The sequence below is a fragment of the Bacillus alveayuensis genome (assembly GCA_030812955.1).
Classification (GTDB): Bacteria; Bacillota; Bacilli; order Bacillales; family Aeribacillaceae; genus Bacillus_CB; species Bacillus_CB alveayuensis.
On record JAUSTR010000034.1, the window covers coordinates 1 to 12,258 of the forward strand.

A 12,258-nucleotide genomic window follows, 5' to 3' on the forward strand; every position below is an offset into this window, starting at 1 on the left:
CGCAAATGTCGGAATTTATGCACAAATTGGGGGATATGACGCCAAATGGAGCCGGCATGACAGCTTATTTAAAAATTTTGCAAGGCTATGATCTGTCGCAATTTATTTGGCCTATCATATACTTATGTCTTTTCGGTTTTGTTATGTTCGTATTGAGCTTGCTAGTTTTCCCAAAAAGGGGTGAAATGGCGTGATCGGAGTTTTGACAGCAAAGCTGCGTCTTTTTATCCGGAAGCCTTGGCTATTTTTAATGGTGTCGATCCTTTCTGTCGTTTTTGCTATGCTCATCAGTTCCGTAAACAAACAGACTATAGTTGTTCCAGTATACAGCGCACTGCCTGAAAGTGAAGTGAAGGAAATCATTCACTCTCTTGAGCAGTATAATCTATTTTCGTTTAAAAGGATGAAAAAAGAGGAAGTTGAAAAGCTGGTTGGCGAAGGCAAGGCGGAAGCAGGTGTGGAGCTTAAAAAGGACGATTTCCGCATAATCGTTGCCTCCAATACCCCCAATAGCTATTTGGTTCAGCAAACGGTTCAAAAAGTTTACGCAAAAGCATTACAATCCAAGTCGATCATCGATCAGGTGAAGGAAAAACAAGGAGAATCAAGCGCAAAGCAAGTGGCAAAATCGCTTGCGGAAGCGGAAAACGATCCGGTGTTTACCATAGAGACAAAACATTTCCGTGCGGATGAAACTGTTATCATCAACAGCAAAATGCAATCGATTTTCGGCAGTGTCTTATTTTTTGTCATTTATACGATTGCGTACAACGTTTTCAATATATTAATGGAGAAGCGAAACGGCATTTGGGATCGAATGATTTTGTCGCCGGTCAAAAAATGGGAGATGTATACCGGAAATTTAATTTACAGTTTTGCAACCGGCTATATTCAGGTGGCGCTCATTTTTGCAGTCTTTCACTTTGTGTTTGATGTAGATTTCAGCGATAAATTTTGGTTTGTGCTCGTATTGCTCATCCCTTATGTACTGGCAATTGTCGCAATATCAATTTTTATAGTAGGAATTGTCAATAATGAGCAGCAGTTTCATGCGGTGCTTCCGCTTGTTTCTGTCAGCATGGCGATGCTTGGAGGAGCTTATTGGCCGCTGGAAATTGTTTCTTCGGATGCACTTCTCTTGCTTTCAAAATTTGTCCCCGTTACGTATGGAATGGACCTGTTAAAAGGGGCAGTAGTTTACGGCTACTCATTTAGCGATTTGCTCTATCCGATGAGCATCCTATTCTTGATGGCTGTTGTGTTCATGGGATTAGGGATCAACATTATGGAGCGGAAACGGGCTTAAGCGGTCAGCTTCCATTTGTAAATTATATACGGCTCCCGCCTTAATCGTTGGCGGGAGCAAAATTTTGCATTTGTCGACTGACAAGCTTTTGATACAACGGATGGGACTGCAATAGCTCATCATGTGTTCCCTGACCGGTAATTTTACCATTTTCGAGGACGATGATTAAATCTGCATTAATAATAGTTGAAAGTCGATGGGCGATGACAAATGTTGTACGATTTTTCATAAGATGAAGGAGAGCGTTTTGCACTTTTTGTTCGGAGTTGCTGTCTAAATTGGATGTAGCTTCATCCAGCAGCAGAATTTTTGGATTTCTCAACAGTTCCCTCGCGATGGCAATGCGCTGGCGCTGCCCACCGGATAGTTTGATCCCTCTTTTGCCGACTTCCGTTTCATAACCGTCTTGCATTTGTTCGATAAATTCATATGCATTGGCCAATTGCGCTGCTTTTCTCACTTCATCTTAGAGTAGCCGGGTGTTGGACGTCCCCCACCTACTGTTTTCTTCTCGACTTTTCCATTCTGCTGATAGTAGTAGGTTGAGCGATTGATTTCTAGAATCTCCAATACTTTTGTAATCGGATATCCTTTCTTGATCCACTGCTCGGCTACTTCCAATTTTTCAGTAAGTGAGGGTTCTTTTTTTTATCAAATCACGCAAAATCTCAATTTCTAAATCTTTTTCCCCTAATAGCTTCTTGAGCTGCTCGTTTTCTTCCTCCAGCCGTTTGATTTCAGCTGAAGAGGGAGAGGAAACCATTTCTTGTCCTAGTTTTCCTTCTTCATATGCCTTCACCCATCTTTGCACAAGATTCGGGCTAAGCTCGTATCTTCTAGCTACCAATGCTTTATTTCCAACTTCTAATGCTTCTTTCACCACTTGTAGCTTAAATTCCTTCGAATGTTTTCTTCGTTTCATGTACATCAAAAGCCCCCTTCATTTGGTCACTTCGATTATAAAAAACACCTTATCGAGTGTCCAAATTCATTACTCTCAATCTTATCTAGAGGCCACCTAGCGAAAGCGCGGTAGAGTTCAAAGTGAAAATCTTAATTTTTTGTGTCCATATTATTGACATAATACCAAGTTTATTCTATTAAACAGAATACGCTATATTATTCTTCCCCAAACCCTTTTTACCTTAGATTTTTGAAATCCATTATATCCCTCCCTTTTATGTAATCGGAAAATAAAAATGTCCTCTCACTTCCTCCCCAATCCCTTGTCATCCCTGCCTTTCTTGAACCTCCTAATTTTTCACCAAAAAAATAATTGTTTCCTAACTCCTGTTTTTTTTTACAGGAAACAGAAGATTTAGCAAGTTGCCATTTATTTTTGACGGATACACATGTACTTTTAGGAAAATGGTATATAATAAGATACAAAGTAACAAATTGAATCGAAAGGAGACATTCACTACGAGAGAAGTGATGAGGAAAGAACATGCAGTATCCTTCACATCGTTACTTCAGGAGTTGCAAAACGAATTGCAGTTTCATCTAAATGGAGGAACGAGTTACCGTCAAAAAACAGCATAGCTTTCGATAGAAGTGGCACGTAAAGTCGGGGACGTTGTTCCGTTTTTCGAATCGGAGGTTGCGAAACAAACGGTTTCTCGCTTACTTCCATATCTTAATCGTTATCAGATAGAAGATGTAGCGAAGATGTTACATGTGATTGCAAAAGAACTCCATATGAATACCACTCTTTCTGACAAGGTCAAAGCCCATGTACAACAAAAACGTCAATATCGAAAGCCCTTGTCTTTCGTGAAAAAATAAAAGAGCCGAAAATGGCTCTTTCTTTGTTGAAGATTCTCCCTATTATCATCGCTTACAAATGACATGTTCTTTTTTATCTACACCTAAATCCTTTAGGGCTACTTTTAAATCGCCCGAAGGAGATGGACCAAATACAATATGTATCATTGTTCACAGCTCCTCTTGACTGTAGTTATAAAATATTTTTCATTTCCTCTTATTTCTTTCCACTCTATTTTGTACTCATTCTTTAGGTGATACGTGATATCTTTCTTGCCAGTAGGCTTTTGAATTTTCCCTTTTAACAGCTTTTCCTTTCTAAAAAGACGATAAATTCCTTTCTCTCCCTTACTGATATAGAATAAAGGGTCATTTACAACAACTAAACAATATGAATGCGAAAAACCTACATCAACAAGCTCTTCGAGGAACTTGATATCTTTACATATAGAAAACATTTGCTCTGGATATTGACCATTTATAGGATATTTTATCTCAATACAATGCCTTTCCTTGGTATCAGAATTAAAAACGACAATATCCATTTCCTTTTTAAGAAAATTTCCTTTATCTAATCCAAAATAACCGATGTTCCGTTCTAATTGAATTTTATATTCCTTAGATAAGTTAGCTCTTAAAAAAATCGCTAATTCAAACTGAATACTGAATTCATTGTATATTTCTATGTTGTCATTTGAGACCTCAGTCATAAACTCATCTATATGTACTTTTAAATCCAAATCTATCACCCTTAATTTTTGAACTTAATTAATTCACTTTCGTGTTTATAAGCTCTTTGTTGTCTTGAATGGAGCGTACTCCTCATCAAAACACATAAACCAGTAGCCCGACTCATCTTGTGTGCAAATAGCAGTTCTTACTTCATTTAATCCCGTTGGCGTAAAATAATAGGCACAAACTCGTTCTAAATGCAGTTCGTTATCGTAGTAACGATAAACCATTAAAGCATTCGACTTTTGAACTGCATTCTTTTGAATAACTAAATCGTTAAGAAAATCAATTCTTTCAGGCGATTCTATGTATTGTATTCCTATCACATTATGAGGAACATAACCTTCTTCTGTTAGAGAAAAAAGTTTTTCAATCGTATCAACGTCTTTATTCCAAACATTTTCTCGTTCTAAATGCAGGGCGAGATACAAGAAATTTTCATCATCAACTCGAACTCATGCATCCCACTTCCACCAAGATAAATACATCGGTCTGGAACGCCCTTTCAGCTTATCAAATTTCGAGTCTTCTACAAATACATCAAAGCCAAGCATTTCCCCTAAATTGGCAAAATAATCGATTTCTCTTTTGGTGAACATGGATCGATTATGTAAATGTGATAAATTCATTCTTCGGTAATTCCGTACATATCCTTCAAAAAATTGCATTAGATTGAAATATTGTTTTTCCAATATCATTATTCATCCTCTTTCTTAGCTTTATTATCGCAAGTGATACGCTAAATCGATGTATGGTCTAATTTGTTCAAAGTTATCTACCCATTCTAATCTTATGTATGCTTCATGCGGGTATTTATGAATCTCATATTCTTTCCTATCAAACTTTCGACCAAGCGTTGCATCTATCTCTTTTTGAATTTTTAATCCTAATCTCTGTTCTTTCCTGCCTATATGTAGAATAAAACATCTTTGTCTTTGAATTGTTAGTGTAGCAAATTTAGGCTTTCCTACCCTCTTATAACCGATGCCATCTTTCGTTTCTGCATCTTGTATATCCGGATAACCTGCTTCGTTCCAAATATAGTTATCAATTTGTCTTGCCAACTCTTGAGCTTTTACCTTCTCAAAATGCAAAAAGAAATATTCCTTTGTTTTAGTTCCACCTATACAATTGATAACACAAAATTCTTCAAACTGTTTTAATAAAAAACATGTTAATACGTCATTTAATTGCTCAAAGAAGGCTAACTGCTTCTTAAAGAAGGCTCTAACCTCATCCCATGTAATAATGATATTCTCTTGAACCTCTTGCCCAATTGCAAATCGTTTTTTATGTCCTTCAAGTTGGTCAATATTTAAATAAGAGTTTAATCCTATTTTTGTTTCTATTAGTATTGAAACTGAATTCGACAGGATAGCACCGTCAGGAATATTGTACTTTTTATTCTGTGAAGTATGTTTCACTTCTTTAGTATCAGCAATACCTACTACAACTGCCTGTGGTGTCTTACGATGAAGTTCATTTGAAACTTGATACATATATTCAAACTTGTCCGTTTCCTTTGTGTATAAACCCAACCAATCTAAAAATCTCATTGTAAGCATTGGTGAAGAATGTTGTAAAACATTAATGAAAGCCTTCGTAGTATTATTTTCTATCTGTAATTGTTTAATTTCCTCCGAACCATTTCTTGTTTGCCCACGATAATAATGGAAAATATTTTTATAAATAGACATTCTTACCACCTATACTAATCTCATTTATTCTACAAAGGCGAAATCCAACTAAACTTCAAACCACTCATAATTATTCTATGTTATTATTTAGTAATAGAAAAGCGTTTAATAAAACACTTGCGAAGAAAATTAGAACTATGGAGGAAAAATCATGCCAAATACTAATTGGAGTAAGCTTAGTGCATTGCAATTAGGGAGATATGCTGAGTATTTTGCAAAAATGGAGTTTGCATCTTATGGATTAGAAGTTTACACAACTGAGGTTGATGACCATGGTGTAGATTTTATCGTCAAGGACAAAAACGGGCGCTTTTGTGAGATTCAAGTAAAATCTCTTCGAGGAAAAGGATATGTTTTTATGCCGAAAAGCAAATTTGACATTACGAATAAAAATTTATATCTGACTTTATTGATTTTTGAGGAAGGAAAAATGCCCGATATTTTCCTCATTCCTGCGAAAGCATGGGAAGTCCCTAATGAAATGTTTGTGGACAGGAATTATGATAAGCCTGGTCAAAAAAGTGCTCCTGAATACGGTATCAACATATCTCAAAAGAACTATCCTATCCTTGAAATATTTAAATTTGAAGAATCCATAAAAGATTTTTTAAACACTGAGGATAATATTATCTCTCCCTCTTAGTAGATGAAGGGGGGAGCCCCCCATTGTTAATATACGTACTTCCTTGCACACTGTATTACAATCCCTTTTTGTCTAATAAGTCCTTCAATTCCTTGAGAGACTCTCTTGGTAAAGTCTCTATCAAGAACTCCAAACCAAAATTTGTGATATACACCAACAACAAAGCCTTCTTTTCACTTTCTGTAAACCCAAAGTCTCCGTTGAACAGCTCTATCTTTTCTTGGAACTGCTCCAAATCTTTATACGTTATTTTCTGCCCCTCGGCTTTTGGAATTAAGTTTAACATGTTTCTTTCCCCTTGATTTACTTATTTTTTTCCTGCCTTTACCTCTCCATTAGGTATTCCGATATTTCGTTTTGATTTGCAAGAAATGCTTCCTCTCTATCTACTTCATCCAAAAGTAATTCATATAATTTAGAATGTACAGATGATATTCTTAGCCATTCGGATATTTCACCATAAAAAACATTTTTGTCGATTGTACCTTCTTCACGCTCGAATAGTTTGTTCATTTTCTTTTCCTCCTTATTCCTCTCCACTTTCCCTCTCCTCATCTATCAAGTAATAATCCACTCGATAGACAATATCCACAAAACTCATTTCCTCTGTGTTTAATGGTTCATAGATTTCATTTATCACTCCAGCTTTTTTAAGCTCAACGGAAACAACGTGTATCCATTTCTCATAAATATTAACTAACATTCTCGGTTCTGTACTCCTGAAATATTGCTCCATACCATATCTCCCATAAATATCACGAATAATTGCTCGAACAATCGATACAGCAAGTTTTTCATTCATGAATAACCTCTCCTTTTGAATTAGATTTTCATTTCTAAAGAAAGCTATAAGTTCAATACGGGCTTTTCCAACAACTTTTACTTAATCCCCCCTTTCAATACAGTTAGGAAACAAACACAATGAAAAACGCCCAGTCGTATGACTGAGCGTTTACTCTATACAATATGGACTTTTGTTATGAACACAAAAAGTCTTCATGTTGTTTCCCATCCTTATTTCCAATAAATGTTGTTAACTTACATTCATCATAAACGTTCTTCCAATTGATATCAAGGAAAAATGCACAAGACTCTTCCCACTATATCCTTATACCTAAAAAAAGAGAAACAAAGGTCATTTTCTATTTCTCTTTTGCCCTGTAACTATGTTCAGTAATAATAAACTCCTGCTACTCTCCACCCCTTCATCCCTCATTCCTACGCCACCTATATTTTTCCATTCATAATAAAGTCGTGCACAAATCACTTATTTTCCCGATTTTCGATTCGATTTTTTCTGCCATAACTTTATTATGATTGAGAATAAAATTGTGACAGGGAATGAGGGGAAAGACTTGAGGATGAAGGGTTTTTCCTTTTCCCTCTTTCCTTTCCCCTGCCTTGCTCCTGTCCCTTTGCACGACTTTATTTTGATTTTTCCAAGAGTTTATTGTGAATGGCAAGAGTTTATTTATGCTCTACAGCTTTTTTACGAGCAACGCGCAACATTCCACATGGCTTGATTGGTAATCGCAGATATATGGATGTAGTAGTGTTTGCCTTACAAGATATAAATAACTTGAAAATTCTAAAATTAAATTTACGATTATTAATTTTATAAATGTAAACTTTTTAAAATTGATGTATAACATCTTGAAAATTTAGTTACCTCATTAAATTAAAATTGTGTTGTAAAAATTTCAGCATAGATTGAACAGAAATAAATCCCGTTCGTTTAATAGGAAATTGTTTTATTCATGTTTTGAAACTTTTATAATAATTCTTCATGATAAATGTGTTTCTTCCTTTATCATCTAGCTGATCAAGATATCCAAGTAACATTCTTAATTGATTATTTGAATAACCCATTTTTAATCTTAAATCTTTAGTGGAATCATTAGGTTTTCTAATTCTCATTATCTTTGTCATTTCATTAATATCAAACTGTGTTTTGAATGCCATAAATTGTGATAAATAATCTGAAATATTCACTTCATGAATAATATCTTTTTGTCCATCCCATTTAAAAATATTTATATGTTGTTGAAATAAATCTATATTATTTTCTTCAATTAAAAAACGGTAAATAAGATCAGCCTTAATGATCGGTTTATCGTCATCTATATTTAAATATGACTTTTCCATTAGAAAGACAACAATTCCCATAAATAAATCAACTATTTGAAGTGGAATAGATTTATGTGATTCTTTATACCATGCTTTATTAACATAATATTTCATACCACGATAAATTGCATGTGCATTCATTTGCTGCTTTAACTTTGAATATACCCTCATGCTTCCATATTCAGGACTGTGATCGACTACAATTTCAACTGTTCTATAATCGTTTGAAAGACCTCTAGTTAATCCATAAAAGAGTCTTTCTGGAATTTTAACATAAAATAAATTACGTAATTCTGTAACTGTAATATCGGCATTTCTAGCAAAATCAAATGCAATAGCGTTATCTACGACAAATATGTTAATTTGTAAGTTTGTTTTTATGAAATGGTGTAAACAATATATGTAGGGAGCAATATCCTTGTCATTTTTATATTCAGTAAAGTGATATTCACTCTTCTTACCTGTTATTCTTAAAATCTTGTTGATATCCATCACTATACTGTCACATAAAGATTGTTCAACACCAAAAGCACCATAGTAAGAATATTTTTTCTCTGCATCTAATTTATTTGACTCGTCGAAAAAGATATTGTATTTCAAAAGTTATCACCTTCTTGACTATAAATGAATATTTGTTTATAATTTACATATAATATAGTATGTATTACTTCCAGTCACCGTTTTGATAGGGAGTTTTTAAAGAAGAGACCATCCAGTCACCGTTTTGACAGGAGTGGTCTTTTTTCACTTTAAATTTGTTTTGAATCCAAATTCATTAACCTTTTTACCATAATTGATTAACATTATCATACCAACGCCGATTTCTACATCTTTTATAAATTTTGGGAAACAGTAGTATCGGTTATCTTACCTATTCTTAGGCTTAAAAACCCATTGAAGTTAATTTATCTCTTCCTTGATTAAAATCTGGGAGAAAATACAAACAGTGGATGTAGTATAGATATATGGACACAACTTGGTTAAGTCATTAAAATTGAACTAACGAAAGGTCGTGTCCGAATCATGAGTCAAAAACGCTATAACCAAGAATTTAAACAAACAGTGGTTGAGCTTTATCGCTCAGGCACTCCGGTCAGTCAACTCTCTAGCGAATATGGTGTTTCTGAAGTAACGATTTATAAATGGATTAAGCAATTCTCTCCAATAGAAGGCGAACAAGAGTTAACTTTGGCTGATGTAGAAGCCATTCAAAAGGAAAATCTGCGACTAAAACAGGAGATCGAAATTCTAAAAAAGGCTATGACCATATTCGCGAGAAAATAGATGAGCAAGAACTGATTGACTTAATCACAGAAGAAAGCGAACATCATCCAATCCAAATGATGTGTCGTGTTTTAAAGATGCCTAAAAGTACGTATTATCAATCGTTTCATAAGAAGCCGAATCGCTATCATGTCGCCAACGAACAACTACTTGAACGAATTCGAGCAATCCATAAAGAAAGTAAGGGTCGTTATGGAGCCCCTAAAATCTTTGAAATACTTAAAAAAGAAGGCTATACAGGCAGTATCAATCGAGTTCAACGTCTGATGAAACGAGCAGGCATCAAATCTTGTATTATAAAAAAGTTTCGACCAACACCAACACGAAAGCCAGTAGAAGAACGAGAAAATGTATTAAATCAAGATTTCACTACCACAACGATTAATGAAAAATGGGTAGCTGATATTACGTATATCCACACCCTTCGTGATGGCTGGTGTTATCTAGCGTCCGTTCTTGATTTACATACCAAAAAAGTAGTCGGGTATAAATTCTCTCGCAAAATGACAACAGAAATTGTGCTGGAAGCACTTCAGAATGCCATTCAAGATCAAAAACCGGATGCGGGGCTTATCGTGCATACTGATTTAGGAACACAATATACAAGTGAAACGTTTCAAGAACTTCTAAAAAAACATGAAATGATTTCGTCGTTTAGTCGAAAAGGATGTCCATATGACAATGCTTGTATTGAATCATTTCACGCCATATTGAAAAAAGAAGAAGTTTATCTAACCCAATACGAAAGCTTTGAGACAGCGAGAATTGCGTTATTTCAATTCATCGAAGGTTGGTATAATCGCAAACGAATTCATGGAAGCATCGGTTATTTGACACCTGATGAATATGAAAAAATGTGCCGAATAGCAGCGTAAAACTTGGGGGTACAGAACATTCCCCCCCCTTCACATTTTTTTGACACAACATCCATGGGTTTATTTCTCCATGTCCAAGTAGGTTGTCAAAGACTCTTTTCACTTTGACAACCTACTTGGACGTGGAACAATCCATGAATGGTTGTTGTGTAAAAAACTTAATCTTTTTGTGTCCAGAAACTTGACGTAGATCCAGGGACTCTCTTTTTGTACAGTGTTGTTTTGGAAAAAAACTTACAAAGGAGAGAGTCCCTATGAGATATTTTACTGAAAAATTCCCAAGTTTAAAAGAGCTAGAACAAGGTTTATTTCTTCTTTTACAACAAACATTTGGAAAAGTGTTTAAAGAGATTTTGGAAGAGATTGATCGAGAAATTGCAGAAAGTCGAGACAAGAAACGATTTCAGATGAAGGACAAGCGTGAAGTTCAACTAGACACGGCATTTGGTACCGTCTCATTCAAACGAAATTATTACTATGATCGAGAAGCAAAGCAATACGTATGTTTACTTGATCAGTTCCTTCAGTTTAAAGGAGGAAAAGGCTTTAGTCCTCTCCTGGAGGAATGGGTCATCGAGCTTGCGGCAACGGGGCCCTCTTATCGGAACGCTGTACGTCAAATCGAAACGTTACTTGGTTACCAAGTGATGAGTCATGAGGCCCTACGGCAACATTTACTGCAATGCGAAGTCATGAAGCCAACAGAAAAAATGAGAGCGCCAAGAGTCCTGTTTGTGGAAGTGGACGGACTCCATACAAAGCGTCAAGGAAAGCGCAAAAAAGGGAAAGAGGAAAAAATCGCAGCTGTCCATATGGGGTGGCAGAAGAATGGAAAGCGAGTAAGTCTTATTCAAAAGCGTCACTATCACCATAAGGGGAATGAACCATTCTGGGAAGGGTTTGAGACGTTTCTCGAGGAGCATTATGACTATGATGCGACGGAAACCAAACTGATTATCAACGGAGACGGAGCTAAATGGATTCGAGCGTGTCAAGATTATTTTCAAGGTCAATGTTTTTACTGTCTCGATCGTTTTCATGTAGCAAAAGCCATTCGTGAATTATTTCGAAACCATCCCCGTTACCGAGAAATCAGAGTGGCCTTAAGTGAATATCATCCCGAAAAGCTGTTGGTCGAATTAACGAGTGCAGTCGGCCAAATGCAGACAGAGGAAAAGGAAGAAAAGCTAGAAGATTTAATTGAACTATTAACAGAAAATCAACAGGCAATAACAGACTATCGAAAATGGCTAGAGGAACAAGGCATTGAAACAAAAGGAATGCGACCGATGGGGAGCGCAGAAGCGACGATGAGTGTCTTCTCCAAGCGCTTAAAAGGTGGACGAAGCTGGAGTGAGATGGGCATACAAGGCCTTATAGACGCGTTTATTGCGGTGAAAGATGGGTTGTCCATTCGAACACTGAAAGGTCTCATTGAACCACATGAACGCAAGGAACAGCAGAAAAAGAAAGTCACTCACATGGCGAAGAAATATCAAAAAAAGGTAGAAGCAGTTACAAGAAATAATATACATTATTTACAACGCTCATCGGGTACACCAATTTATCATGCATTAAAAGCGATGGTAGGGTTTTAAAAAAGTATGTACTGTACTACGCAAGTAAGCTAAGGCTTATAGCAAACGCTTACAAACATAGGTAGAAAAAGAACTTCCTGTACAAAAAGAGGAAATATCCACAAAAACTTGACTCAATCATAATATCATTATCATTAGAGCCAATTTCATAATTGCTCTTTTTAAAAATACAAAAACCTACAGAATTTCTTAATTGTATTTTTAAAAACAGAAATCATGCAGCTTGTTGCTG

At 35.7% G+C, this 12,258-nt stretch carries 13 protein-coding genes and 1 pseudogene; 4 read left to right on the plus strand and 10 right to left on the minus strand.

Annotated features, from left to right (window positions below; all coding sequences use genetic code 11):
- Positions 1-190 precede the first annotated feature (190 nt).
- Positions 191-1,306, plus strand: coding sequence for an ABC transporter permease (locus J2S06_RS15445; protein WP_419152872.1), 1,116 nt, complete (start codon positions 191-193; stop codon positions 1,304-1,306).
- Between the two features lie 40 nt (positions 1,307-1,346).
- Here the strand turns inward: J2S06_RS15445 and J2S06_RS15450 are convergent.
- From J2S06_RS15450 to J2S06_RS15475, 6 genes and pseudogenes are all read right to left on the minus strand, one after another.
- Positions 1,347-1,772 (minus strand): annotated as a pseudogene (locus J2S06_RS15450) (ATP-binding cassette domain-containing protein); the annotation flags it as partial.
- Positions 1,773-1,931: 159 nt separating this feature from the next.
- Complete coding sequence (locus J2S06_RS15455; protein WP_419152873.1) at positions 1,932-2,228, minus strand: transposase; 297 nt, start codon at positions 2,226-2,228, stop codon at positions 1,932-1,934.
- Between the two features lie 1,006 nt (positions 2,229-3,234).
- Entirely contained in the window at positions 3,235-3,810 is a 576-nt protein-coding gene (locus J2S06_RS15460; RefSeq protein WP_419152874.1) for a hypothetical protein, read from the minus strand.
- A 45-nt stretch (positions 3,811-3,855) separates the two neighbouring features.
- On the minus strand, positions 3,856-4,233 hold the full coding sequence (locus tag J2S06_RS15465) for a hypothetical protein (RefSeq protein ID WP_419152875.1): 378 nt from the start codon (positions 4,231-4,233) through the stop codon (positions 3,856-3,858).
- Between the two features lie 24 nt (positions 4,234-4,257).
- Positions 4,258-4,500, minus strand: coding sequence for a hypothetical protein (locus J2S06_RS15470; RefSeq protein WP_419152876.1), 243 nt, complete (start codon positions 4,498-4,500; stop codon positions 4,258-4,260).
- Positions 4,501-4,524: 24 nt separating this feature from the next.
- Positions 4,525-5,499 (minus strand): hypothetical protein, encoded by a 975-nt coding sequence (locus J2S06_RS15475; RefSeq protein ID WP_419152877.1) that lies wholly within the window; start codon positions 5,497-5,499, stop codon positions 4,525-4,527.
- Positions 5,500-5,650: 151 nt separating this feature from the next.
- Here J2S06_RS15475 and J2S06_RS15480 point away from each other — a divergent pair, with 151 nt between their 5' ends.
- Positions 5,651-6,142: a DUF4365 domain-containing protein gene (locus J2S06_RS15480; RefSeq protein ID WP_419152878.1), complete on the plus strand. Its 492-nt coding sequence runs from the start codon at positions 5,651-5,653 to the stop codon at positions 6,140-6,142.
- A 55-nt stretch (positions 6,143-6,197) separates the two neighbouring features.
- Here the strand turns inward: J2S06_RS15480 and J2S06_RS15485 are convergent, their stop codons facing one another.
- The 4 genes from J2S06_RS15485 to J2S06_RS15500 form a co-directional block, all read right to left on the minus strand.
- Positions 6,198-6,428, minus strand: coding sequence for a hypothetical protein (locus J2S06_RS15485; protein WP_419152879.1), 231 nt, complete (start codon positions 6,426-6,428; stop codon positions 6,198-6,200).
- A gap of 38 nt (positions 6,429-6,466) precedes the next feature.
- Entirely contained in the window at positions 6,467-6,655 is a 189-nt protein-coding gene (locus J2S06_RS15490) for a hypothetical protein (RefSeq protein WP_419152880.1), read from the minus strand.
- A gap of 13 nt (positions 6,656-6,668) precedes the next feature.
- Positions 6,669-6,944 carry a hypothetical protein gene (locus tag J2S06_RS15495; protein WP_419152881.1) on the minus strand — a complete coding sequence of 92 codons (276 nt, stop codon included), beginning with the start codon at positions 6,942-6,944 and terminating at the stop codon, positions 6,669-6,671.
- A gap of 953 nt (positions 6,945-7,897) precedes the next feature.
- On the minus strand, positions 7,898-8,869 hold the full coding sequence (locus J2S06_RS15500; RefSeq protein ID WP_419152882.1) for a DUF3800 domain-containing protein: 972 nt from the start codon (positions 8,867-8,869) through the stop codon (positions 7,898-7,900).
- Between the two features lie 423 nt (positions 8,870-9,292).
- Between J2S06_RS15500 and J2S06_RS15505 the strand changes: the two genes are divergently transcribed.
- Positions 9,293-10,428 (plus strand): IS3 family transposase gene (locus J2S06_RS15505; protein WP_419152883.1). Its coding sequence is split into 2 segments (ribosomal slippage): positions 9,293-9,527 and positions 9,527-10,428, totalling 1,137 coding nucleotides; the frame shifts between segments, so codons are not numbered across the junction.
- 254 nt (positions 10,429-10,682) lie between these two features.
- Complete coding sequence (locus J2S06_RS15510) at positions 10,683-12,026, plus strand: ISLre2 family transposase (protein ID WP_419152884.1); 1,344 nt, start codon at positions 10,683-10,685, stop codon at positions 12,024-12,026.
- Positions 12,027-12,258: the final 232 nt, after the last annotated feature.